At 42.4% G+C, this 24556-nt stretch carries 21 protein-coding genes; 16 read left to right on the forward strand and 5 right to left on the reverse strand.

Features of this window, described 5'->3' with window-relative positions:
- The first annotated feature begins 35 nt into the window (after positions 1–35).
- The 3 genes from porL to porN are packed head-to-tail and all read left to right on the forward strand — an operon-like array spanning position 36 to position 3832.
- Complete coding sequence (gene porL / locus WHS63_RS03785) at positions 36–1277, forward strand: type IX secretion system motor protein PorL/GldL (RefSeq protein ID WP_445202633.1); 1242 nt, start codon at positions 36–38, stop codon at positions 1275–1277.
- 32 nt (positions 1278–1309) lie between these two features.
- Positions 1310–2950 carry a type IX secretion system motor protein PorM/GldM gene (gene porM / locus WHS63_RS03790; RefSeq protein WP_445203960.1) on the forward strand — a complete coding sequence of 547 codons (1641 nt, stop codon included), beginning with the start codon at positions 1310–1312 and terminating at the stop codon, positions 2948–2950.
- A 9-nt stretch (positions 2951–2959) separates the two neighbouring features.
- Positions 2960–3832, forward strand: coding sequence for a type IX secretion system ring protein PorN/GldN (gene porN, locus WHS63_RS03795; protein ID WP_445203961.1), 873 nt, complete (start codon positions 2960–2962; stop codon positions 3830–3832).
- A 71-nt stretch (positions 3833–3903) separates the two neighbouring features.
- Here the strand turns inward: porN and WHS63_RS03800 are convergent, their stop codons facing one another.
- The gene (locus tag WHS63_RS03800; RefSeq protein ID WP_445203962.1) at positions 3904–4992 is read right to left on the reverse strand and encodes a mannose-1-phosphate guanylyltransferase; all 1089 of its coding nucleotides are present in this window, start codon (positions 4990–4992) and stop codon (positions 3904–3906) included.
- Between the two features lie 285 nt (positions 4993–5277).
- On the opposite strand from WHS63_RS03800, the gene WHS63_RS03805 reads away from it, so the two are divergent.
- Both WHS63_RS03805 and WHS63_RS03810 read left to right on the forward strand, forming a co-directional pair.
- Positions 5278–6027 (forward strand): MlaE family ABC transporter permease, encoded by a 750-nt coding sequence (locus WHS63_RS03805; RefSeq protein WP_445203963.1) that lies wholly within the window; start codon positions 5278–5280, stop codon positions 6025–6027.
- Entirely contained in the window at positions 6024–6773 is a 750-nt protein-coding gene (locus tag WHS63_RS03810; RefSeq protein WP_445199007.1) for an ABC transporter ATP-binding protein, read from the forward strand. Before WHS63_RS03805 ends, WHS63_RS03810 begins: the two co-directional genes overlap by 4 nt.
- A 1-nt stretch (position 6774) precedes the next feature.
- On the opposite strand, the gene WHS63_RS03815 is transcribed toward WHS63_RS03810, so the two are convergent.
- On the reverse strand, positions 6775–7473 hold the full coding sequence (locus tag WHS63_RS03815) for a Crp/Fnr family transcriptional regulator (protein ID WP_445203964.1): 699 nt from the start codon (positions 7471–7473) through the stop codon (positions 6775–6777).
- Positions 7474–7601: 128 nt separating this feature from the next.
- Between WHS63_RS03815 and sqr the strand changes: the two genes are divergently transcribed.
- Genes sqr through WHS63_RS03835 form a run of 4 tightly spaced genes read left to right on the forward strand, consistent with a single transcriptional unit; the run spans position 7602 to position 10371 of the window.
- Entirely contained in the window at positions 7602–8831 is a 1230-nt protein-coding gene (gene sqr, locus WHS63_RS03820; RefSeq protein WP_445203965.1) for a type III sulfide quinone reductase, selenoprotein subtype, read from the forward strand.
- Between the two features lie 12 nt (positions 8832–8843).
- Complete coding sequence (locus WHS63_RS03825) at positions 8844–9512, forward strand: hypothetical protein (protein WP_445203966.1); 669 nt, start codon at positions 8844–8846, stop codon at positions 9510–9512.
- A 25-nt stretch (positions 9513–9537) separates the two neighbouring features.
- Positions 9538–9849, forward strand: coding sequence for a TusE/DsrC/DsvC family sulfur relay protein (locus WHS63_RS03830; RefSeq protein ID WP_445203967.1), 312 nt, complete (start codon positions 9538–9540; stop codon positions 9847–9849).
- 18 nt (positions 9850–9867) lie between these two features.
- Positions 9868–10371, forward strand: coding sequence for a DsrE/DsrF/DrsH-like family protein (locus WHS63_RS03835; RefSeq protein WP_445203968.1), 504 nt, complete (start codon positions 9868–9870; stop codon positions 10369–10371).
- Positions 10372–10423: 52 nt separating this feature from the next.
- Here the strand turns inward: WHS63_RS03835 and WHS63_RS03840 are convergent, their stop codons facing one another.
- From WHS63_RS03840 to WHS63_RS03850, 3 genes are read right to left on the reverse strand one after another with little or no spacing between them, the layout of a single operon-like run.
- The gene (locus tag WHS63_RS03840; protein ID WP_445203969.1) at positions 10424–14659 is read right to left on the reverse strand and encodes a two-component regulator propeller domain-containing protein; all 4236 of its coding nucleotides are present in this window, start codon (positions 14657–14659) and stop codon (positions 10424–10426) included.
- A 4-nt stretch (positions 14660–14663) separates the two neighbouring features.
- Positions 14664–15824, reverse strand: a complete 1161-nt coding sequence (locus tag WHS63_RS03845; protein ID WP_445203970.1) for a M20 metallopeptidase family protein — start codon at positions 15822–15824, stop codon at positions 14664–14666.
- The gene (locus WHS63_RS03850) at positions 15821–16189 is read right to left on the reverse strand and encodes a sulfite exporter TauE/SafE family protein (protein WP_445203971.1); all 369 of its coding nucleotides are present in this window, start codon (positions 16187–16189) and stop codon (positions 15821–15823) included. Before WHS63_RS03850 ends, WHS63_RS03845 begins: the two co-directional genes overlap by 4 nt.
- 138 nt (positions 16190–16327) lie before the next feature.
- Here WHS63_RS03850 and WHS63_RS03855 point away from each other — a divergent pair, with 138 nt between their 5' ends.
- The 7 genes from WHS63_RS03855 (at position 16328) to WHS63_RS03885 (ending at position 24554) form a co-directional block, all read left to right on the forward strand.
- A complete protein-coding gene (locus WHS63_RS03855) occupies positions 16328–17419 on the forward strand; it encodes a DUF1573 domain-containing protein (protein ID WP_445203972.1) in 1092 nt (363 codons plus the stop codon).
- Between the two features lie 509 nt (positions 17420–17928).
- Positions 17929–18318 carry a hypothetical protein gene (locus WHS63_RS03860; protein ID WP_445203973.1) on the forward strand — a complete coding sequence of 130 codons (390 nt, stop codon included), beginning with the start codon at positions 17929–17931 and terminating at the stop codon, positions 18316–18318.
- Positions 18319–18586: 268 nt separating this feature from the next.
- Complete coding sequence (locus WHS63_RS03865) at positions 18587–19564, forward strand: hypothetical protein (protein ID WP_445203974.1); 978 nt, start codon at positions 18587–18589, stop codon at positions 19562–19564.
- A gap of 106 nt (positions 19565–19670) precedes the next feature.
- Complete coding sequence (locus WHS63_RS03870) at positions 19671–20756, forward strand: T9SS type B sorting domain-containing protein (RefSeq protein ID WP_445203975.1); 1086 nt, start codon at positions 19671–19673, stop codon at positions 20754–20756.
- Between the two features lie 175 nt (positions 20757–20931).
- Positions 20932–21927, forward strand: a complete 996-nt coding sequence (locus WHS63_RS03875) for a PorP/SprF family type IX secretion system membrane protein (protein ID WP_445203976.1) — start codon at positions 20932–20934, stop codon at positions 21925–21927.
- A 1016-nt stretch (positions 21928–22943) separates the two neighbouring features.
- Complete coding sequence (locus tag WHS63_RS03880; protein WP_445203977.1) at positions 22944–24092, forward strand: hypothetical protein; 1149 nt, start codon at positions 22944–22946, stop codon at positions 24090–24092.
- Between the two features lie 42 nt (positions 24093–24134).
- On the forward strand, positions 24135–24554 hold the full coding sequence (locus tag WHS63_RS03885; RefSeq protein ID WP_369489000.1) for a hypothetical protein: 420 nt from the start codon (positions 24135–24137) through the stop codon (positions 24552–24554).
- Positions 24555–24556 lie beyond the last annotated feature (2 nt).

Raw genomic sequence — 24556 nt, forward strand, 5'->3', positions numbered from 1 at the left:
AGTGATGAATTTTACTAATTGAAAACATTACAGTTATGAAGATCAGCATAGAAGAAATTGTAACATCCAAGAAATGGAAAACCTTCATGAAGTATCTTTACGGATGGGGTGCTTCTGTGGTAATTCTTGGTGCACTTTTCAAAATTCTTCACCTGAAAGGTGCTGGTACCATGCTTTTCCTAGGTATGGGTACGGAATCAATAATATTCTTCTTCTCCGCTTTTGAGCCAATTCACGAAGAGGTAGACTGGACTCTAGTATATCCTGAATTAACCGGAATGTCCGATGAAGAGGAAATTTCAGGATACCGCCGCTCCAGGAACCAAGGCCTTTCTGCTGAGGATGTTCAACAAATTATTACTTCTGTGCTGGCATCCTTGCCCGCAGGGTCTGCTGGAGTTGCTGCAGCCGCTCCTGCATCCGCAGCACCAGCTTCACAACCAGCTGCTGTAGGAGTTCCCGGTGCACTAATCTTTACCGAAAAGTTCAACAAGATGCTTGAAAACGCAGAGATTAGTCCTGCTCTTTTCGATAAGGTTAGCGCTGGGCTTAACAAGCTGGGTGATGCATCGAGCAAAATTGCTGACATTACCAATTCAGCAACAGTTGTTAAGGAGTTCAACGAAAAATTGACAAAAGCATCGGAGAGTGTTGGTACTTTTACCCAAAATTACTCTCAGAGCGGACAAGCACTCAATGAGTCAATAAATGTTTTAAACCAAAACATACAGCAGGCTGCAGGTGTAATGTCCGAAAGTGGCAAAAACTTCATGGATGGTGTTAACCAATCAGTAAAGAACCTGGAGGCTGAACTTACCAATGCTGGACAAAAGGTTAGCGAACGAATAGTTGGTTCCGCCGAATCGGTTGCCGATAATCTAAAAGTCTCAGCCGATGGACTTGCAAACACCTACAAGCAAACAGCATCGCAGGTTGCTACAACCTACCAGCAGTTAGCTGAAGCAATGCAGCTTAACGGAAATGTTATTACTAACGGAAGTACAAGCTATAAGGAACAGCTTGAGCGCCTGAACAAGAATATGGCTGCACTAAATGCAGCGCATGAACTTCATCTGCAGGAAACCACCCAAAGGCTTAAGGAAGCCGAAAAGGTTTACCAGGGGGTTGATGGAATGGTAAAGAAACTTAACTTCACTATTGAAGAGACTGAGAAGTTCAGGTTGGCAGTTGAGAAGTTGAATAGCAATGTGGCTGCTCTCAATAATGTTTACGGCAACATGCTAACGGCAATCAATGCCCTATCAAACGGAAAGTAGCAGTTTTGCATATTACAGCTTAAGATAGCTTTATGGCACACGGAAAAGAGACTCCCAGGCAAAAGATGATCGGCATGATGTACCTCGTGCTGACAGCTATGCTTGCGCTTAATGTATCGTCTGAGGTTCTTGAAGCTTTTGTTTTAGTCGACAATGGCCTATCAAGAACTACAGAAAGTTACCGGCTTAAAAACAAGAAACTTTACGATGAATTTGCTGCTGCTTACAGCATAAATCCTGTAAAGGTTGGGCCCTATAAACAAAAAGCCGACGAAATTCAAAAGAAAGCCACTGAAATTCTACAGTACGTTCAGGACCTTAAAATAGAGGTGGTAAAAGCATCGGAGGGTGAGGAAACCCCAGCAATCCAGAATGGTGAAATTATTGCTGAACTCATTCAGGGTAAAAGCGACCTTGATAAAGCTGCTACCATCCTGATAGGGTTTGAGGGTAATGGCAAGGCAAAGGTCTTAAAACAAAAATTAGAAGAATTCAGGGAGTATATAGTTAGCATAATTGACAAGGATAAGGCTCCGGAACTTGTTGAATCTATCAAGAAAATTCTTAATACTGACGATCCCCCAGTAAAGGAAGATGGTACACACAACACCTGGGAGAGCGCACGATTTGAGCATATTCCTTTAATTGCTGTAATACCCCAGCTTACAAAGGTTCAGGTTGATATTCTTAACGTTGAAGCTGAAATTATTAACTATCTGATGGGTAGCATTGGTGCGGCAGAGTTTAAATTTAATAAGCTTTCAGCCACAGTAATCCCTAACTCTAACATTATTTTCCAGGGTAGCGAGTTCCGTGCAGAGATTTTCCTTGCCGCTTCCGATACCACTCAGGTACCCAAAGTTTACCTTTGTCGTTACGACTCGGTTTTCAATAGTGCAATAAATGGATATGACTACCGTCCTATTGGAAATACGGAGGAAGTACCAGTAAACAAAACCGGTAGAGCCGTGTTAACCCGTAAAGCCTCATCAACTGGTGTTGTAAACTGGCAAGGCTTAATTGAGATGAAAGCCCCCGATGGCACAATAGTACGCCGTCCATTCAAGCATTCCTATACAGTAATGCCACCCAACGTGGTTATTGCTCCAACCAAGATGAATGTGCTTTACCTGGGTGTTGAAAACCCCATAGATATTTCAGTTCCAGGATTTGCCCCCGATAAGGTGTCGGCCACTATTAGCCGTGGTAGCATCAAGCCTGTTGGAATGGGAAGTTACATAGCCCAACCAGGAGCAGGTGCACCTACTGTTGAAATTTCAGTTTTTGCTGAAACTGAAGGCAAGCGAAAAGTTACGATGGGAACAAAGACCTTTAGGGTAAAGAAAGTTCCTCCCCCAACGCCAAAGGTTCTTGGCGTAACTGGCAAGGTTGTTAACAAAAACGAACTTGAAGCCTCGCTTGGGGTTGTGGCTGAGATGCCTCAGGACTTTGACTTTGACCTGAAATTCAAAGTGGTTAGTTTCAAACTCTCTGCTACTGTGGGCGGTTTCCTTCAGGAAAAGGAGTCAACTAGTTCACGTTTTACCGATGAACAAAAGCGTATTATAGCATCTATTCGTTCTGGAAGCCAGATTGCCATAACAGATGTTAAGGCAGTTGGGCCCAGTGGCGATGTGGTTGAATTGAACGATTTGGTATTAAAGATAAGATAATATACTGCCATGAAAAGGATTATACTGTTCTCTGTCGTAATATTGTTAACATCCTTTGCATCAAATGCTCAGGACAGAAAAGAGAGTTTAGAACGCGATGGCTTTTACACCCGTGAAACAACACCCGCCCGTGTTCCTATTCCCTATCAATTTGTTAGAGAATCGGATGTTTTATGGTCAAAACGTGTTTGGAGAATTATTGACCTAAGGCAAAAGATGAACTATCCGCTTTACTACCCTACTGAACTGATGCAGGATAGGGAAAGTCTAGTTCAGCGATTAGTTAGAGCTATCAAGTATAATGAAATTAATGCTTACGACCCCATAGATGACGAGTTTACTACCCGTTTATCCTATGAGCAAGTTGTTAAACAGCTTGGCGCTGAAGATAGGGAACAAACTCAGCTCGATGAGAACGGACAGGAGGTAAAGGTAATAGTAAAAGGTCAAATTCGCTGGGGCGATGTAAAGGAGCTCTTAGTTAAGGAGGATTGGTTCTTTGACAAGCAACGCTCGGTTATGGAGGTTCGTATTATTGGAATTTGTCCCATTCTTCACCGTATGGATTACCGCAAAACAGGAAGTGATGAGGAACAAGAAGGAACCCTAAGCAGAATTCAAACGTTTTGGATTTATTTCCCTGAAGCCAGAAGTGTATTGGCTAATACCGATGCCTATAACAACTTTAACGATGCTCAGCGAATAACGTACGACGACCTTTTCTGGAAACGTAATTTTGATTCATACATTATAAGAATATCGAACGTATGGGATAACAGGGCAATTTACGAGTACACTTTCACTGGTTTGCAAACATTACTTGAGTCCGAAAGGATTAAAACTGAACTCTTCAACTTTGAGCACGATTTGTGGGAGTACTAGGGATATTATCTAAAATACTTAAGGCCGTGGGTTTTCCCTACGGCCTTTTTCGTATGCAAACAAGTATTGGTTTAAGCAAAATCCTTATTGTTCATTAAAACATCGTTCACAAAATTTCGTATCTGCTGCTCATCCTGCCTTTTGCATATAAGCAGAACGTCCTTGGTATCAACCACAATATAGTCGTCCAAACCCTGAATAACTGCAAGCTTATTTTTTGGGATATTGAAAATGGAATTGCTGGTTTGGTAAAGCATAAGCTGCTGGGCAATGGCTGCATTTCCATTTGGGTCGTGGGGTAGGTGAGTGTATAGAGAGCCCCAAGTTCCCAAATCGGACCATCCGAACTCGGAACAAAAAACGTAAACATTATCAGCTTTTTCCATAACTCCATAGTCAATGGAAATATTCCTGCACTCGGAGTATGCTGTACCAATTGTTTCGGTTTCTTTTTCGGTACCATAAATGGGTAGTAACTCCTTAAATAAGCTGTTTACCTCAGGTAGGTGGCTTTCGAGTGCCGCTGAAATGGAAGCAATGCTCCAAATAAACAAGCCTGAATTCCAGTAAAACTCACCGCTTTCCAAAAACTTTTGTGCAAGCTCCAGGTTTGGTTTCTCGGTAAATGTTTTGACCTTGAATAGCGAGGAGACTTCCTTTACAGGCTTACCTACCTGTATATATCCGTAACCAGTTTCAGGCCTACTTGGTCGTATACCCAGAGTAATCAGAGCATTGCTGTTCGAAGCAAATTCGGCGGCTTTTAAAATGGTATCCAGAAAAATATCTTCATTGAGAATTAGATGATCGCTAGGAGCTACAATGGCTATGGCGTTTGGGTTTTGTTGCTTAATCTTGTATGTGGCATATGCAATGCAGGGTGCTGTGTTTCTTCTTAGGGGTTCAAGTAAAACCTGATCCGGTGATAGATTGGGTATTTGCTCGTTAACCAATGAACTGTATGCACTACTGGTAACAATCAGTATATTTTCGCGGGGGCAAACCCGGCTCATCCTATCAAAAGTCTGCTGTAGGAGCGATTTCCCAGTGCCTAGTATATCGATAAATTGCTTTGGTTTATCAACTCGGCTAAGCGGCCAAAAGCGACTTCCAATGCCACCTGCCATGATAACACAGTATAGGTTTTTCCTTTCAATCATTGTTTTTACAAATTAAATTGCAAAAGTAGTTCATTTTTTGGCACAAAAAAACTGCCTAAAGTATGAGAGCAACCCGATGTGCTTCAGGGTAATTATCACAATCCGAAAAGTTTAACAAATATTTACTAGGTTGCTCAATTTTTCAGAGAATCATATGTTAAATGGTTCAAAGCACATTATTTTGAGTTATAGCCTGAAATATTAGTAACTAAATGCTACTTATTTATGGATATACCATTAACTTTGTTGGAGGAGTTTCAGTTTGTTTAAATAAAATTACCACCTATGAAATTGCTTTTTGCAATTGATATGTTTGGGGAGTATATACTCCTTCTGAAAAAGGTTTTTTCAAAACCCGAAAAACGTAAAGTTTATCTTCAGCAAACTATTAAGGAAATTGATAAGCTAGGGCTACAGTCAATTGGTATAGTTACAATTATTTCGGTTTTTATGGGTGCTGTAATTACCCTTCAAACCGCATACAACATGGAGAATCCTTTTATTCCTAATTACCTTATAGGACTTGGTACCCGCGATAGCATGCTGCTTGAGTTCTCATCAACAATTATTGGGTTGATACTGGCAGGAAAGGTTGGCTCTAATATTGCTTCGGAAATAGGAACAATGAAGGTTACGGAGCAGATTGATGCCCTGGAGATTATGGGTATCAACTCAGCAAGCTTTCTTATACTTCCTAAGATTATTGCCACAATTCTATTCAACCCCTTCCTTACCGTTTTAAGTATGATAGTTGGGATTGCTGGTGGATGGTTGGTAGGGGTATTTACGGGCGTTGTTTCAACCCAGGAATATATCGATGGGGTTCAGTACGCCTTTATTCCGTATTACATCACCTATTCGCTTATTAAAACAGTAGTATTTGCTTTTCTGATTACCACGATCTCTGCCTTTTATGGTTATAGGGTTCAAGGCGGCTCGCTGGAGGTAGGTAGGGCAAGTACCCAGGCCGTTGTTATGAGTAGTATTTTTATTCTTTTGTTTAACCTTATTCTAACCCAACTCTTACTCTCGTGATAACCGTTAAAAATCTAAATAAATCGTTTGATGGGCGTTTGGTTTTAGAAGGTATAAACGCCACCTTTGAGAAAGGGAAAACCAACCTGATTATTGGGCAGAGCGGATCGGGTAAAACCGTTTTGCTAAAATGTATTGTTGGGCTGCATGAGGTTGATTCCGGCGAAATCTACTATAACGACACCCGATTCGACAATCTGAATTTTAGAGACAGGAAAAAGATACGCCAAAAAATTGGTATGCTTTTTCAGGGTTCAGCCCTTTTTGATTCCGCTACTGTGGAGGAAAACGTTATGTTCCCCTTGGACATGTTCACAACCATGAGCCACGAGGAAAAACTCGATAGGGTAAACTTTTGCCTTAACCGTGTCAATATTATCAATTCAAATCACCTTTACCCTGCTGAGATTAGTGGAGGAATGAAGAAACGAGTAGCTATTGCTCGTGCCATTGCTCTTAACCCTGAATTTCTTTTTTGCGACGAGCCTAACTCGGGTTTAGATCCTAAAACAGCAGTGGTTATCGATCAGCTCATAAAGGAAATTACTGAGGAGTTTAATATTACTACCATCATAAATACCCACGATATGAACTCGGTTATGGGTATTGGCGATAAAGTAATTTTTATCCACAATGGGAAAAAGTGGTGGGAGGGTAGCAAGGAAAATATTCTTGATAGTGATAATAAGGAGCTGAACGATTTTGTCTTTTCCACAGAGCTGACCCGAAAAATCAAAGGGTTATAGCTTAACCGTGCATTTTTATCCAGCGTAACTTTTCGGGGTCAACAATTTCAATGGTGGTTCCCTCAATACGAATAATGTTATCGCGCCTAAACTCCGACAGAATCCTCACAACATTCTCAACCCGCATATCAATTAGTTCAGCAATCTCGCGTCGGGAGATGGGAAGGCTAAATTTATGCGATTTGTAAACCTCATTCCCAAAGTAGCAAATAATGAAGGCAACCCTGCCACGGAGCTGACGAAGCTCCAAATCCAATCGGGTTCCCATCATCAGATCGGCCACCTGCGATATCTTTTCCAGAAGTGTTTTTGCAAAATCGCCATTGGTGCTAATTAAGTTAATAACCAGGTTGTAGTCAACACAGCAATACTCGCAATCCTCAATGGCTATTATGTTGTACTGGTAGTTTTTTGAGGAAAAAATGCTAAGTAAGCCCACGAAGTCGTTTGGAGTGGCAATACCTATGATTTGCTCACGTCCATCGGGGTTTACACGGGTTAGCTTTGCTAGCCCTACACGCAAGAAAATGAATCCTTTTATCGGGCTATCCTGCTTGGCTATTGTTTCGCCCTTTTTGGCAAAGTGGAAGGTTTTATTTGTGGTAAGCTGATTGAGCTGTTCATCGGTCAGTTTTGAAAAAACCGAAGAACGGAAACCGCATTCAGCACATATATTGCCCGGACAAAAATTTTGGCTCATATCTACATATATTGATATATATCAGAATTGATTTTTATCAACAGCTGTAAATCTAAAACTTTTGTTACTAATTACGTACTTTGAATTGATAAAATTTTAACAATTAAGCAAAATTTAATAATTGACATATGAAGAAAATTGTGATTCTAGGAGCAGGTACAGGTGGAACCATTATGGCCAATAAGCTCCGCAAGGTTTTGGAACGCGATGAGTGGAGTATTACTGTGGTGGATAAGGACCCGAATCATTACTACCAGCCCGGTTTCCTTTTTATACCTTTTGGGATATACAGTAAGCACGACGTGGTTAAACCTAAAGCTAGCTTTATTCCTGCCGGCGTAAAGTTTATTGTAAACGATATAGACCGTGTTGAACCCGACAAGAGCACAGTTTACTTAACCAACGGGCAAATTCTGGAATACGATTTTTTAATAGTTGCCACAGGTACGCATATTAATCCCGCAGAGACACCCGGTTTGCTTGGCAGGGAATGGCGTAAGAGTATTTTCGACTTTTATACCCACGAGGGAGCAGTTGCCTTAAGCAATTTCCTAAAAACCTGGGAAGGTGGCGATATGGTAATCAATATTGCCGAATTGCCCTTTAAGTGTCCGGTGGCACCGCTTGAGTTTGCATTCCTTGCCGATGAGTTCTTTGTGAAGAAAGGAATTCGCGATAAGGTAAACATTTACTATACCACACCCCTTTCAGGTGCTTTTACCAAGCCTAAATCTTCAAAAATGCTTGGGGAACTCCTTAAGGAGAAAAACATTCAAATCATACCCGACTTTTACCTTGAAAGGGTTGATGATGAAAACAAAAAGATTATTTCATACGATGGCCGGGAGGTAAAATTTGACCTGCTAACCATAATCCCAGTTAACATGGGCGCCGATTGGGTGGCTCGCAGCGGTATGGGCGATGACATGAACTACATTGCCACCGACAAGTACACCCTACGTTCCGAGAAATGGGAGAATATTTTTGTGCTTGGCGATGCCAGCAACATCCCTACATCAAAGGCCGGATCCGTGGTTCACTTTGCTTCGGATGTGCTATTCGAGAATCTTATGGCTGCCATTGAGGGTCGTCCCCTAATTGCCAAGTTTGATGGTCACTCCAACTGCTACATCGAAACAGGATTCGGTAAGGGTTCGCTGATTGACTTTAACTATGAAACCGAGCCGCTTCCCGGAACATACCCCTTGCCCGGTATTGGCCCGTTTGGCTTACTTAAAAACACCCGGATTAATCATTACGGAAAGGTTATGTTCCGTTGGATATACTGGCATCTGCTCTTAAAAGGTAAAGAGCTACCGCTTGAATCGCAAATGACTATGGCTGGTAAGGAACTTTAAAACTGTTTAGCCATGGAGAATAATTTGCAACAACAAATTGACGACCTTAACCGCAAGATGGATCTTGTGCTGGAGTTGCTGGCCAAGCAGCAGCAGCGCAGCGAGGTGGTTGAGGATTTGGTGGAGGATCTGAACATTGTAGTAAAGGACGCTTTCCAGACCGCTGTGGATGAGCTGGCCGTTCAGAATATTAAGATTGACGGGGAAGATGTTCGGTATTTGGTTTTCAAATTGCTTCGTAATGTGAAGACCTTTGGCGAGCTCATGGATATGCTTGAGAGCTTAATGGATTTCCTCCACGATATTGGGCCTGTGGTTCACGATGCCGGTATTGCCTTTACAAAGGCGCTGGATGACCTAGACAGGAAGGGATACTTCGACTACTTTAGACAGTTAGGCCTACTCGCTGCCGAGTTCAAGGAGCATGTTACCGAGGAGGACATTATTCGCCTTCGTGAGAGCATGCCAGCAGTAGGATTGATGTTGCGTAGTTTAACTCAACCCAAGGTAATGAATGCCTTGGCTGAGGTAACCCAAACCCTTTCCAGCATGGAAATGGACGAAAAGATTGACAATAAATCGTTGATTGGCATTGCCCGTCAACTAAGCAAACCTGAAGTTCGTCGGACTCTCTCGTTTATGTTAAGGGTTATGGGCGAGCTTGGGAAAACTAAAAATTAATTAATCACCAAAAACAAATAAAGCTATGGCAGAAAAAGTTTATGCAGGCAAATCAGTTAGCGTAACTGACGATGGTTACCTGACCGATCCAAATCAATGGACAAAAGAGGTTGCTGTTGAAATAGCAAAGGAGGAAGGTATAGAACTTACCGATAAGCACTTTGCTGTAATTGAGTTCATTAGGGAGAAAACCCTCAAGGGCGAAGCTCTCACCATTCGCACGATTGGCAAATCGGGGTTGGTTGATACAAAAGGTTTTTATGAACTCTTTCCAGGTGCACCCCTGAAAAAGGCCAGCCGTATTGCAGGAATTGCAAAACCATCAAGTTGTGTATAACCCTAAAAACAGTTAAATATGGCAAATGCACAGGATCACCCCATTAAGAAGGTGATGATAATATGTGCCAAGGCAAACCTGGAGGATGTTTATGCAGCCTTGGTTATGGCAAACGGCGCAGTTATGGAGGGTATTGAGGCTAAGGTGTTTTTCACCTTTTTCGGCCTCGATGCTATCACCAAAAAGCAGATGAAGAGGTTGCACACCGCTACTGTGGGTAATCCGGGTTTACGAATGCCCGGCGGTTTACCCTTCCCAACTATACTGGGAATGCTTCCCGGAGTTGAAGCTGGCGTTTCGGCTATGATGAAGAGCCAAATGGAAAAGCTGGATATCCCTCCAGTGGATGAGTTTCTTGAGCTAATTACCGCTGGCGGTGGCGAGATATATGCCTGCAAGCTTGCTGTTGAAATGTTTGGCCTTAAGAAGGACGATTTCAGCGAGCATGTTAAGGATATAATCACCATCGGCCAATTCTACGAGTTGGCAGCTGGCGAAGGAACGCAAATAATTTTTGTGTAAGAATATCTGAATCCATCCAAAGTTAAGAGCCTCCAACAAGGGGGCTCTTTTGCTATATCCTAAAACCAATTATTGTAATATCATCGGTTTGCTGGCTATCGCCTCGCCAGTCATTAAAGCATTGTTCAATCTTTTTGTTGATTGTATCAAGGTTGCCATTGGCATTTTCCAGGAGTATGCTTTCAAACTGTTTACGACCAAATCGCTTCTTTTCGGATTTCGATAGCTGATCGAAAAGGCCATCGGTAGTAAGTACTAAAATATCGCCACTTTCTAGTTTTAATTCAACCAGTGGAATGCTCGGCGTGAACCATCGGTTTCCTACTGCTTTGCCGCCCGACTTGTAAATTTTCAGCTCAGGATTTTCGAAATTCCTCTGAATGTGATACAGGGGGTTATGAGTGCTTGCGAAGAGTGCGGTTTTATTTTTTCTATTTACATAGCATACAGCAATATCCATTTCAACGGGAGCGCTGGAAGCGTTTAGCTGTAGCTGGGCACCAATGGTCTGGTTAAAGTGAATGTGGGTTTCAATAATCAGTTCAACCGGATTATTAATTTTGTAATGGGTATAAACCTCGTTTAAAAGTGTTATATCCATCATGCTAACAAACCCACCATGTACTCCATGACCAGTACAATCGGCAACAGCTATAATGAATTCATCGGAGTTTCCTTTTAGCCAGTAAAAATCGCCGCTTACCACATCCTTAGGTTTATAAAAGAGTAGGTGTTCACCTAAAATGGTTGACAAAATCTCGGGGCTTGGCATTAAGTTAGATTGCAGTAACTTTGAAAACTCAAGGCTCTCGTTTATCTGGTATGTTTTTAGTTTTAAATTGTTGCTTTGCTGTTTAATCAGATCCGCTTGCGCTTTTAGCTCTTCGTTTTGTGCTAAAATCGCCTTTGTTTTCTCCATTACGGCTTGCTCAAGTTCGTCCTTTTTTCTTTTCACTCTTCGAACCCGGAGTATTTCATGAATGTAAACCGATAAGGCTAAGAGTAATAGAAAGATTAGGAAGAACCATGGCCTAAGGTAAAATGGCATTCCAACAACCACATTGATTGCAAAAACGTTTTTTGATTTAGTGCCGTCGGGCCGGGTATAGTAAACCTTGAAGGTGTATTTACCATAGGGGAGATTTGTGTATTCAGCCAAAGGCGAATGAGTTTTTTTGGCTCTTGTAGAATCCTCAAAGCCCTGAAGCCAGTATGTGTACTCTAATGCTCCGGGTGAAGTGTAGTCCGATGCAGTAAAATGGATTTTAAGCCATTTGTGGTTTGCTTTTACAAAAATTTTTGAATTGTTAGCAGGAAAGCGAGTTAATGTATCGTAGTCAGTTTCGCACGATAAAATTTTAATATCCTGCATGGGTATTTCGTTTCCTTGTACATAAGGATTAAAAATATACAGGCCAAAGTTACCACTCACTACTAACGAGTCGAACCCCCATTGTTCAATGTCAGTAACTAAACCCTCACTGAAATTCAGGTTTTTGCCTGTTATGTCGACCCTTTTGAGCTTCTTGCTAAAACGGGCAATGCCCTTATCGGTTCCAATCCAGTAATTCCCGAGTCTATCCTGGTAAATGGCAGTAACAACTGATGATGGAAGCCCATGTCGGGTGTCTATCATCCGAAAAGCCTTGCTTTCCGGTTGAAGAATGGCTAACCCAGCATCGGTTCCAAAGAGCATATTTCCATTGGCATCTTCAAATATACAGTGGGTCATACTCGTGGCTGGGTACGATGTTGAATCGTAGGGAAGGTATGGGAAATGATCAACGGTATGTGTTCTTCGGTCAATCCTATCGACTCCTACACCATTCCTTGTGTATCCAACCCAAATGTACCCTTTGGAGTCCTCATACATCCTGTAAACAAGGCTCGACTGAAGTGCGCTTTTTCCCGGAACATAGTAACTCTCGTATCGTTTCTGTTTAGGTAGATATTTTGATATACAAACATCCGATAAAATCCAAACATTGCCCAATGCGTCGGTAGCAATTGATTTCACTTGAACCGATGGCAAGCTATCCTTACTTTGTGGATACGCCCCAATGGTTTCAATGCTATTGGTTTTAAGCGATATTCTGAACAGCTCCTCCGAGTTGGTTGCCCAAACATTTCCGCTACTATCAATTGTGAAGTTGGTTATACTCTGTTCGCTCAGGTATCTTTTTACTAATCCTTTGCCATTAAACATCAAAAGTCCCTTGTTACTTGCTCCCAAAGCAAATCCTTTGTAGAAAGTAATCGCCTGAACATCGGCATCGAATAGTTTGGTGAGAGTTTTAGTATGTTCTGTCATTACATATACACCTTCCGATGTGCCAAGAAAAACTGTATCGTTGCCATCGGCAATCGATTTTATTACCGGAAATTGCTTGGTAGAGGTTAACTGGTCAAATCTCCCTCGCTCTTGGTTCCAACGGAATAATGCACTATCGGTTAGGGCATATAAATAATTATCGGCAAAAATATTTGTAAAAATGAAATCCGATGGAAGCGGGGGCTCAATTTTACGGGTAGGTAAGCTAAAAGGGTATATTTTATTATCGTTACCTAAAATCATTAAGTTGCTATTGAATAATAGCATTTTCTTTGCCTGAATATTGAACGTGACCTGCTTTTGCTTAGGAATACCAATATCTACATTACTAAGTTTAAAAGGAACCAGGGTGAGTGTGTCGGGGTTTAAAACATTTAATATTGTTTCATCGTCAAATAAAATCCACCCGTTGTTGAAAGCACTTATTTTATTGATATTTCCTGAAGCGTTGGCGCAGAGATGTTCACTAAAGAAATACATTCTAGATGTTACCCAATTGGTTCTTGGGTCAAATTCATTAACTCCTCCTCCCCATGGTGAAAAAAGCGCTTTGCCATCGGATGTTGTTATTACGTTGGAGTACCAGTAGTAGCCATCTGGATTGTATCGTTTAAATCGTTTCTTTTCGGGCCAAAACCGGTTTAACGCCCCACCATATCCATTCCAAAGGGTAACAAGCATTGAGTTATCGGTTGTTCTGGCAATGGATGTAACCCAGTTTGATGCAAGGCTATCGGGTTGGTTAAAATACCCGAACCGCGTAACATTTTTGGTGTTAAAATCAACGAAAACGAGTCCCTTGTTTTGGGTACCCAACCATAAACCTTTTGGGTATTCAGGCAACATACAGGTAATTTGGTTTGATGGCAGACTGTTAACGTCGGCAATTTTTCGGAGATGAGTCGATTTTCGGGCAAAGGTTGTTAGTAGCGATAAACCATTGTTGGTGCCAAACCATGTGTTCCCCTGATTATCGCGGTAAATTACCAGGATCATGTTACCTGCCAGCGATTGAGGATTACCCTCCAACCTAATGTAGCGGGTAGCCGTGTTTGTCGATGGGTTGTAAAGTACAGCCCCAAAGTGGTAGTCACCCATCCATACCTTTCCATCGCCGTTAGGGCAAATGGTGTAAACCGATGGTAGGGGAAGTGGGGTTCGCTCCATGGTTTTCTTGTGGATTCGGTACGCATTATCGGCAAAGTTTGCTACCCAGATATAATCGGAGCCATCGTCGTAAAAATTTGCAGTTCCTGCAATAGTAATTTTTTCGTTGTTTATAATGGTTTCAACACTAGGGTAAGTATTCCATTTATCGGGATTTCGGGTTAACCAGGTAAGATGAGCAGAACCACCTCCCAGCATTACACCATCGCCAAGTTCGGTTATGGCGTGGAAGTAGTATATTTCATTGTAGACATATTCGTGCTGAAAGGTTTCAACAGTTTTAGCGTCAAAGTCAATGCAGTTGAGCGTTCCATTGTGCCTATCTACCCATAACCTTCCTTTACTATCCACATAGATATCACTTACCCAGCGGTGTCCCTGCAGCGGTTTACCAAATAGGGAATCAACCCGTTCAAAGGTGTCGGATTCTGGATGGTAAACACATAGTCCGCCTTTAGTGCCAACCCAAAGGTTTTTCTGCTTATCCAGAGCAAGTGAACTTACAACGCTGTGCGGTAATTGACCTTTTGTTTTTCCTCCCCGGTAGGTTTTAAAATTGTTACCATCAAATCGCATTAGTCCATCCTGTGTGGCAAACCACATCAGCCCCATTCCGTCCTGGATAATATCAGTAAATTCGTACGAGCATATTCCATCGGACTGGTAGTAGTTGATAAAACTGGTGTAGTAGTCTGTCTCTACCTTGCTGAATTCCGATTGTGAGTAAAGCGTTTTAACTTGTAAGAGGATAAAAAACAGAGCTAACAAAAAATTCCTACCTAAAGTCATAGAACTACTTCATTAGGGTTAGTAAAATTTTTGTGAGCAAGCTATGGGCTATGCCAATGGCCCCCTCGGAGGGATTAAAGTTGGGCCTATGAAGCTGTGGATTATCAGAACCAGGAAAACCAGCACCAAGCCTAATGAATACCGATGGTGTAAGGTTGCTGAAGTATGCAAAATCGTCGGTGGTCATGCGGGGCTCAAGGTCAACCACTTTATCATTTCCAAGCAGTTCAGTAGCAGTCTGCTTAACAAGCTGTGTTAGCTCGGGGTTGTTGAATATTGATGGATATCCCTTTCGGATTTCAACCTCGCACTTTGCACCATGTGAAGCCGCTATTCCGGTTGCGGTTTGTTGTATAAGTTTATGAGCCTTCTCGCGCCATTGCTCGTCCATTGTGCGGAAAGTTCCGGAAATGCTAACATTGTCGGGTATAATATTTGTAGCGCCATTGGCCTCAATACGGCCAAACGATAGCACGGTAGGTATAAGCGTTGGAGCCTTTCGGCTAACCAGTGTTTGCAAGCCAAGGACAATTTCTGCGGCACATGTAACTGGGTCGATAAGCAGGTGGGGCAGGGCAGCATGCCCTCCCTTCCCTTTTACAGTAATGTACACCTCGTCGCCCGAGGCCATGTATTTTCCGGGGCAAACACCTATTTTCCCAACTTCAAGTTCTGGAAGTACATGAATGCCGAACATGGCATCGGGTTTAAGCTCATTGTATAGCTTAGTTTGAATTATAGCTTGCGCTCCGCCTGGCAACACCTCCTCACCCGATTCAAATATTGCAATAAAACGTCCTTTTAATTTATCCCTTTGCCTATAAAGGCTTAACGTAACACCTATGGCAATAGCCATGTGCATATCGTGGCCGCAAGCATGCATTACGTTGGGATTAACCGAAGCAAAAGCAACACCGCTGGTCTCTGCAATCGGTAGCGCATCGAGTTCTGCCCTTAGCCCGAATGTTTTCCCAGGCAACTTGCCTTCAACTATTGATGCAAAGCTGTGATGTGTACCAAAATCCTCAACCCTCACACCTTCGGTTGCAAAAATCTGTTTGATGTAGCTTGATGTTTTTACCTCCTGAAACGAGAGTTCGGGGTGTTTGTGAAGGTGGCGGCGGTATTCCACCAATATGTTTTCAGTATCGCTTTTTGAAATCATCGCCCTAAAATCATCTTAATACCAACTAAAACAATGAAAAACCCGAAAATCTTCCGGAGTGTTTCGGCCGGGATGTTAATGGATACCTTTGAGCCAAAGTAGCTGCCTATTACCACGCCTACCATCAGAATCAGTGCGAGTTTCCAATCGATAAATCCAGCACGGTAGTAGTTTACAACAGCAAAAATTCCCACGGGAAAGAGTAATACCATAAGGCTGGTGCCCTGCGCCTCGTGCTGGGTAAAGTTTAGCAAATAGATTAAAGCTGGAACAATAATTATCCCACCGCCAAGACCTAAAGCACCACCCACAAAGCCTGCGGTTAGCCCAATAAGCAAAAGCAAAACAAGGTGTGCAACACTCATTTTAAAACATTTTTAACAAATTTAGTAATGTTTTTGGAATATATGTTGATGATAAAACATTTACATTTAATGCGATTTTAGAAACCTGTTTTATAAATTTGTACGTAATAAATTGCAAACATTTCAAACATCTTGATCATGAAAAAGATATTGACAATTTCACTATTAGCTGCTTTTGCATTTTCAGTTGCAGCGCAGAATGCAGTTCCAAAAATCAACTTTAAAACAAGCACCTACGATTACGGTAAAATAAAGGAAGATGATGGTGTGGCCAACTATTCCTTTGAGTTTACCAATACAGGTAATGCCCCATTAATCATTCAGCGCGTGGCTACATCGTGTGGATGCACAACCCCTGAATGGCCTAAGGAGCCCATAGCACCCGGGAAGGGAGGCAAAATAACTGTAGGATACAATCCAGCCGGACGTCCAGGGCCATTTGCAAAAACCGTAACCATATATTCCAACGCCGAAACACCAACCGTAATTCTCCAGATTAAGGGCGAGGTTATTCCGCATGTTAAAACCATTGACGAAATCTACGTAACCCCTATTGGCGACGAGCTTAAGTTCGAAAAAATACATTTTGCCTTGGGTAGAATATTCTTAGGTAGTACCTATAACGATACCATAAAGTTCATTAATAAATCAAGTGCACCTGTAACAGTTAAGGCCAACACACAGGGAATGAACTTTATGCAGGTGAAAGTGGTACCCGAGGTGGTTAAACCAAACCAGTTTGGCGCCATTGTTCTCACCTATAACCCCGATAAGCGCGAGGAGTGGGGCTTTGTTGTTGATAGGTTTACCATTTCCATTAACGATAAAGCCATGAACACCAGCCCAATAACCATTACCGCAAGCATTGAGGAGGATTTTTCAAAGCTTACGCAGAAGGATTTGGAGAATGCGCCCAAGGCTGAGTTCAATACCCTACAGTACGATTTTGGAACGGTTAAATCGGGCGACCCCGTAAACTACGATTTTGTACTCAAGAATACCGGCAAAACCGATTTAATTATCCGCAAGATTAAGGCAAGCTGTGGCTGTACAACCGCAACCCCATCCAAGAGTGTTCTTAAGCCAGGTGAGTCCACTGAGATATCAGCTTCGTTCCGAACAGCTGGATACTCCGGCCGACAGGGTAAAACCATTACAGTTATTACCAACGATCCCCGTAACTCAACGTTAATACTCCGCCTAACAGGAAATGTCGATAAGGCACAGTAACCAAAAAGCCGGCATTTAAGCCGGCTTTTTTTTGGGGAGAAGAAGAGGTTTGTTTATAGTTTAACGTGTACAGTGTTCGTTGTGCAACGGAGTTGTGTTTAGTGTTTGGTGTTTTGTGCTTCATGAAATGCTTTTTTCTCTATCAACTATCAACCATCAACTGTCAACTCTGCTTGTCATCCTGAGCGGCCTCTCCCGCCCTAGCGGGGAGCGAAGGATCTCTACCATTAGGCAGTATTGATATGCCTCGGCAAGCTCAACATGACAACTGTCTCATGAACCGAGCAAAAGAGAGTATCACAGAGTTACACAAAGCTACACTGTGTTACACAGACTATGTGACGTGATATTCACGAACAACGAGCAACGAACAACGGGCAACGAAGACCGCCTCCAGCCCCGTAGGGGCGTAATATTTGTAACACTATGACGGCTGCCACATACATTGCGATGCACGCAATACATATTCCAAAGAGTAACTCTGATGCGTTGCATCGCAACAGAAAAACATGGCAAAGAGCGATTACTGTAAAACCAATCTAAGTAGGATTAAGGAAATGGAGGTACAAAGAGATGCTTCGACTAGGCTCAGCATGACAATAGTTTCACGAACAACGATTCACGAACAACGAAAAACGCCTCCAGCTAAGCTCAACATGACAAAAGAGGTAGTTTTTACGCCTATTCGATTTTTCTATCAACCATCAACCAACAACTGTCAACTCCTCCCATTTTCGGACAGTAAAAAAACTACACTAAAACCTATTTGCGGACAAAAATTGAAATACACATTTTGTAATAAGCACAAAAACAGATACATAAAAACAATGGCATCAATATTGTTTAATACAATAAAACGTTCTGTGGAGTTATGGAAAAACTGCTTACCAAAGCTATAATGCTGTTGGTCAAAAATTAGCAACAAACCACCAAGGTATTGGAACCTTTTGGGAGCAGAACCGTAAATAGCCACAGTGATAAAACGGAGAGTATATGCACAGGCATAACCGAAATAAGAAGAAACAGCCCCCCCGCAGCAACCAGCCCCCGTAGCTGGCCAAGCGGGCTAATGAGCTTACCACCCCCCATGGGGGTTTTACTACAGAAATTTTAAACACGAAACAAATTTTGAATTCATTTAATTATAAACCACTAAATTTTAGAACTATGAAAAGATCAACACTCATTAAGCATGTAGGAACATTAGCAATTCTAATGTTCACATTTGGAGTAATGGCACAAAATCCTCCAAGCCCTTACGTAAGATACGATAGTAATGTAACAGCTCCTGACACCACGGACTATGTAACCTTCAAAACAGGGGGAACAACCATGGGTTACTATGCGTTGCCTGACCCAGTTTATCATCCAACATATGTTAGTACTGGTACTTTAACTGGAGGGTTTGTTTGGAATTGGACTAACCCTACCCATCCCGGCACAGCAGCCACCTTTAATAAACCTGGAGCTGCTAACTATGTAGAAATTACCTACCCAGTAGCTGGTGCTTATGTAATAAATGTTGCGGAGCAGGCTCCTGCAGGTTTTGGTAGTTGTGCTGACCCTTCTCCAACTGTTATGAATGTTTCAGTAATTGCTCCTCCAACATTTACAATTTCTGCCCCAGCTCTAGGTGCAACCTGCGGTGATCAAGCAGCACAGGCTATTTCAGTTGCTATCGTTGAGAATGTACCTGCGAATTGGGCTGCTTATGCATTTCAGGTTACTGAAGAGATTGATGAAATTGACATAAATGATGCAGTAATAAATAATGGTACTGAGACCGTAATACATAACTATACTACGGCTTCTAAATTGAAAACTTTAGGGGGTACTTCGCCTAACTTCACATGGTCGTTTAATACAGCTCCTTTGACCGTAAATAATGGACATCGTACTCGTTATGTATATCGCTTTAAAAAGGCTGCTGATGCACCAGGAGCAGCTGCTCACGGTGTAATATCTGCCATTACACAAAAGTCTGATTATATTTTACCTGGTATTGCAAACTTAAACACATATCCTTTTGCTTCTGGAAATGCACAGGTGGTAATCAATAGTGGTGTAGCTGAAATTACCTATATTGTTAACCCTGTTCCAAGCACTGGTCCTATTTATCATATTCCTAACCAATACGCTTACTAACAGTAAATTCATTTTTTCCCGGCCGGGCTTGGCCTGGCCGGGTTTTTTAAAAAAAAGCACTCTGGTTACCATATAATGAGTTAGCAACAAACAGAAAGTTTTAGTTTTGAAAAGGTTTCGCTACATACTACCCCTTCTTCTTACCCTTGCGGGTATAGCAGTACAGGCTCAACAAGCCGATTTACCCATGGCCTGCGTGGGCCATACTGAGCGTTACGGTGTTAAGGGCTTTAATGGAGTATCCGATTTCCAGTGGACTATAACCGACCCCGATGGCAATATCCTGCAGCAGGGAACCGATTACAACCTCCTGGCGCGAGGCGATTCAATTGATATCCTCTGGCGCGAGGGAATGAAGGGTGGCATTTACACCCTTACGGTGGTTGAACATACCGATTATGGCTGCACCGGAAACCCCTACACCGTTAATGTGGTACTGAATACCCCTGAGATATTCATACCCATAACCAATAACATCCCCGATGAGCTTAATGTTTGTATGGGTAACATTGCGGCCCTTGATCCCGGTAGTGGATTTATCCATTACCTGTGGCAGGATGGAAATACTAACCAGGTTTACTATACCGGCGAGAGCGGAACCTACACCGTTAGGCTGGTTAATTCAAACTTCAGTTGCTCCTACGATATAACCGAGGTAACCGTTAGGCTCCTTCCGGTGGTTGATTTAGGTAACGATACTACCCTGTTTGCCAACCAAACCCTACTGCTCGATGTGTACAACCCCGATTTTACGGTTTACGACTGGAGCACCGGTGCCATTACCCCAAGTATTACGGTTGATGGCCAAAGTGGCGACCAAACCATTTGGGTAAAGGTAACCGATAACTATGGTTGTTCCAATTCCGATACCATTCAGGTTTCGGCTGCCGATTACAGCAACCTGCGCATTCCTGCAGCCTTTACGCCCAACAAGGATGGCGTAAACGATACCTGGGAGTTCCCGGCACCCTACAAGGGGCAAGACCTGCGAGGTTATATAACCAATGTTGACGTGAAGGTTTTCAACCGTTGGGGTAAAATGGTATGGAGCAGCAAGGGTGCATACAAACCCTGGGATGGAAAGGATTTGAACGGCAAGGAGTTACCCATGGATTCGTATCACTACATCATTGTATTCACCGTTGGCGAAAAGAAGTACGAGTACAAGGGTAGCGTTACGATAATTAGGTAGTTGATGGTTGATGGTTGATGGTTGATGGTTGATTGTTGATAGTTGACAGTTGATGGTAAAACAATATATTTATGACATATATTTTAACCTTAAACCTTGGACTTTGAACCTTAAACTTCAAGCGGAGTAATTTTTGAAATTTGAAATCTTGAATCTGGAATATAAACAAGTATTAATGAGAAGAAACAAACACATAGGAATAGTTGCTGTTATGGCTCTGATGGGAGTGGCAGGTGTGGTAAAAGGCCAGCAGCAACCCCTATACAGCCAGTACATGCTCGATCCCTTCCTGGTGAATCCTGCTGTGGCAGGAGCCGAGGGGGTAACCGCTGTTAACCTAACAGCACGTCAGCAATGGATTGGCTACTCCGAGGCCCCTAGTACATATGCCTTAAGCGCCCAAACCCGTATACTAAAAACCAGCTTCCGCAACAGGAGCCGCCTTATAAAGAGCCGGGTTCGCAGGCGTCGCCCTAGCGGTAGGGTTGGCCTTGGAGCATTTGTTTTCAACGATAACAATGGCCGTATACATCGTACCGGATTTCAGGCTACGTACGCCTACCATATTTACATGCGCGATTACCAGCTTAGCCTTGGGGCATCGCTTACCAGCTTTCAGTTTAAAGCTAACGTTAATGCCATTGATGGATACGATCAAACCAATGACCCCCTGTTGATGGGTAAAACTTCAAAGTTTGCTCCCGATGCCAACTTTGGGGTATTGCTTAGCACACAAAAGTACTATGTTGGTTTTTCGGCTACATCGCTTTTCCAAAGCTTCATTCAATTTGGAGGAGGTAACTCTGAGGTGGCATACCGGTTGCTTAGGCAGTATTATCTTGTGGGAGGGTACAGGTATCAACCCTACCGAAGCGATTTTGCAATTGAACCATCGTTTCTTTTAACAACCAATGAGCGTTTCCAGTTTGGTGCTGATCTAAACATCAAGGGATACTACAAGAACGATTACTGGGCAGGAGTATCAATCCGTTCCACTGGAGCTGTTATTACCATGGTTGGGGTTAAGTACCAGCAGTTCTACTTTGGCTACGCCTTTGACTATAACTTTACCGATGTATCAACCTTTTCCAAGGCAGGTTCGCATGAGCTCATGCTAGGCATGAAGCTTGGCGACAGCGCCCGCCGCTACCGCTGGTTGAATAGGTTCTAGTTAAAGTTAAAAGTTAAAAGATTAAAGTTAAAGGATGTAGGATTTGTATTGACCTCCGTTAAACGTGAACCGTGAACCGTTAAACGGGATAGAATTATAAGCATTTACCTTGTCATTCTAAGCGTAACGGAGGAGATCTTTCGCTCGTGCACTCACCTCCAGAACAGTGCTGTATTATTCGCACTTAGGAACAAATCAACCTTTACATGCGGGAGTAGCCATAGGGTTACAAATGTTTCGCCCCTACGGGGCTGGAAGCGGTCTTCGTTGCCCGTTGTTCGTTGCTCGTTGTTCGTGAAACTATTGTCATGCTGAGCTCCGTCGAAGCATCTCTTAGTACCTTCATTCCCTAACTCATTTTTGATTGCTTTTCTGGCAATCGCTCTTTGCCATACTTTCCCATTGCGATGCAATGTTTCAGGATTGTTCTTTGGAAAAAGAATAACGTGCATCGCAAAATTTGGGAGTAGCCATAGGGTTACAAATGTTTAGCCCCTACGGGGCTGGAGACGGTCTTCGTTGCTCGTTGTTCGTGAATGCTATTCTGTGAAACACCGTGCTACACTGTGTAACTCTGTGGTACTCGCTCTTGCTCGGTTCATGAGATGGTTATCATGCTGAGTTTGCCGAAGCGTATCATTGCTCTTATAGCCCTTTTACCCTTGACTGAGAAAGTCATGGCAGCAACCTGCTCAGGAGGGGAATAAGTATAAGTCCTATTGCCCTATTTTCTATTTCTTGCATCTGGATTCTTTTTTGGACAATCGGCTTTTCATAAAGATCTAAAATCTCAAGTACAAAATCGGTTATAGTTTTTATAAAAAGATGACAAAAATCATCGTTTTGTAATGTACAGTAAATCAATTTGATGGCAATTGTTATTTGATAAACATAAAATATTGATATACCATTTTAGTATCTTTTTATGTAAATTTCAAGAAATAGTAATACCCTGTAAGCAGTAACATACTATCTGTTCGAAAGTAATAATCGGTTAAACAAAAACCAAGTTGCCTATGAAAACAAAGCATTTACTACCTGTTTTAGCCTCACTCTCGTTGTTGTGCTATGGTGGGATGGCGCAGGACGAAACTGAGCAACGTATACATGTAACGGGTTATATTAACGCCGTTGCAGAGTACTCGGACTGTATAAACCTAAAAAAGGACTGGGCTGTTGGGCTTTCGGAGGTTGGTTTTTTGGCCAACTATAAACCTGTTGACAAGTTAGAGTTTAAAACTACCCTTGTTTACACCCATTTCACTTTCCATGTAAGTCAAATATTTGTTGAGGCCTATGCCCAGTATAATTTTAGCGATGCCCTAAAGTTAGGGGCAGGTCGTTTTCTTACACCGCTGAGCCCGGTTAACCTTTACTTTTATGCGCCGCTTAACCCTAGTGGAGTTGTTCCCATGTTGGTTTCGCACCACTTTTTATTTCCTCAAAGTATAAGCGGCTTACATTTACATGGAAATTTGGGTAGCGGTGGTAGCCTAAAGTTTGGCTATAATTTTACCCTAGGTACATACCCGTATATCAATCACTTTGAGTCGGGTGTATTGAGCATTCAGGCTCAGGAGGACTCATATCCATCGTTTGGATTCTACGATACTGAGAACGATAAAATTAATAAGTACATGTGTGGTACTGCAAGGGTTTATGCCACACTGAACAACGCCTTTACCCTTGGGGCTAACTACTTTAAAGCCGATGCCCAACAGGTCACCCAGAATTCATCAGGTGATTTTATTTATTATCCCTCAACCAAGTACACCTATGGCTTTGACGCGCATCTTCAGGTAAGCAACCTTAAGCTAAACGCCGAATACTGGGCTGGTAAACAGGAAACTACTCCCAAAACCGACGCTATTCTTGGCGAGCATATTGTTAACGAGTACAAAGCATATTATGGCGAACTAATATGGGATGGCGATGTTTATAAACCATTTTTACGTTACGATTTTATTGAGGATGTAAATGTTAATAAGGTAGGTTTACCTACAACAGCAGCCACGCTGGGTATTGCAATACGCCCACGATTCGAAACCTTACTAAAGTTGGAGTACAAACGAGTATTTGGCCGACAGATAACTGACATTGCCAATAGGCTTTGGAAGGATTACGATTACAACTATGCCCAAATGTCGCTTGTAGTTTCATTTTAGGAATAAGCAGCAAAATCGGAACGAATGTTAAATGACAACACCATGAAACGATTAGCAATACTTGCTGTACTGGTATGCATAGGCCTTACCTTACAGGCACAATCATTTAAGGTGATTGTAAATCAGTCAAATACTGTAAGTTCGCTTACAGCCAAGGAGATCTCGGATTACTTCCTGAAAAAGGAAACCAAGTGGACAAATGGTGATGCTGTTGTTCCTGTTGACTTATCGGCAAAATCAGGCGTAAGGGAAGATTTTTCAAATAACATCCATGGCAAATCGGTATCGGCCATAAAGAGTTACTGGCAACAGTATGTTTTTGCAGGAAAGGGCACTCCGCCCATTGAAAAAAACACCGATGCAGAAGTGGTTGATTTTGTTAAACGAAATGCAGGAGCCATTGGCTATGTATCGGCAAATGCCGATGTGTCAGGGGTTAAAGTGTTAACGGTAAACAAGTAGTG

It is taken from the genome of Tenuifilum sp., from assembly GCF_037481895.1.
Classification (GTDB): Bacteria; Bacteroidota; Bacteroidia; order Bacteroidales; family Tenuifilaceae; genus Tenuifilum; species Tenuifilum osseticum.

Coding starts and splice junctions, on each gene's coding strand:
- WHS63_RS03840 (WP_445203969.1), bottom strand. CDS start 14,659: ATGACTTTAGGTAGGAATTTTTTGTTAGCTCTGTTTTTTATCCTCTTA.
- WHS63_RS03885 (WP_369489000.1), top strand. CDS start 24,135: ATGAAACGATTAGCAATACTTGCTGTACTGGTATGCATAGGCCTTACC.
- WHS63_RS03855 (WP_445203972.1), top strand. CDS start 16,328: ATGAAAAAGATATTGACAATTTCACTATTAGCTGCTTTTGCATTTTCA.
- WHS63_RS03800 (WP_445203962.1), bottom strand. CDS start 4,992: ATGATTGAAAGGAAAAACCTATACTGTGTTATCATGGCAGGTGGCATT.
- WHS63_RS03860 (WP_445203973.1), top strand. CDS start 17,929: ATGGCAAAGAGCGATTACTGTAAAACCAATCTAAGTAGGATTAAGGAA.
- WHS63_RS03830 (WP_445203967.1), top strand. CDS start 9,538: ATGGCAGAAAAAGTTTATGCAGGCAAATCAGTTAGCGTAACTGACGAT.
- WHS63_RS03880 (WP_445203977.1), top strand. CDS start 22,944: ATGAAAACAAAGCATTTACTACCTGTTTTAGCCTCACTCTCGTTGTTG.
- WHS63_RS03825 (WP_445203966.1), top strand. CDS start 8,844: ATGGAGAATAATTTGCAACAACAAATTGACGACCTTAACCGCAAGATG.
- WHS63_RS03875 (WP_445203976.1), top strand. CDS start 20,932: ATGAGAAGAAACAAACACATAGGAATAGTTGCTGTTATGGCTCTGATG.
- porN (WP_445203961.1), top strand. CDS start 2,960: ATGAAAAGGATTATACTGTTCTCTGTCGTAATATTGTTAACATCCTTT.
- WHS63_RS03835 (WP_445203968.1), top strand. CDS start 9,868: ATGGCAAATGCACAGGATCACCCCATTAAGAAGGTGATGATAATATGT.
- WHS63_RS03850 (WP_445203971.1), bottom strand. CDS start 16,189: ATGAGTGTTGCACACCTTGTTTTGCTTTTGCTTATTGGGCTAACCGCA.
- WHS63_RS03815 (WP_445203964.1), bottom strand. CDS start 7,473: ATGAGCCAAAATTTTTGTCCGGGCAATATATGTGCTGAATGCGGTTTC.
- porM (WP_445203960.1), top strand. CDS start 1,310: ATGGCACACGGAAAAGAGACTCCCAGGCAAAAGATGATCGGCATGATG.
- WHS63_RS03805 (WP_445203963.1), top strand. CDS start 5,278: ATGAAATTGCTTTTTGCAATTGATATGTTTGGGGAGTATATACTCCTT.
- porL (WP_445202633.1), top strand. CDS start 36: ATGAAGATCAGCATAGAAGAAATTGTAACATCCAAGAAATGGAAAACC.
- sqr (WP_445203965.1), top strand. CDS start 7,602: ATGAAGAAAATTGTGATTCTAGGAGCAGGTACAGGTGGAACCATTATG.
- WHS63_RS03845 (WP_445203970.1), bottom strand. CDS start 15,824: ATGATTTCAAAAAGCGATACTGAAAACATATTGGTGGAATACCGCCGC.
- WHS63_RS03865 (WP_445203974.1), top strand. CDS start 18,587: ATGAAAAGATCAACACTCATTAAGCATGTAGGAACATTAGCAATTCTA.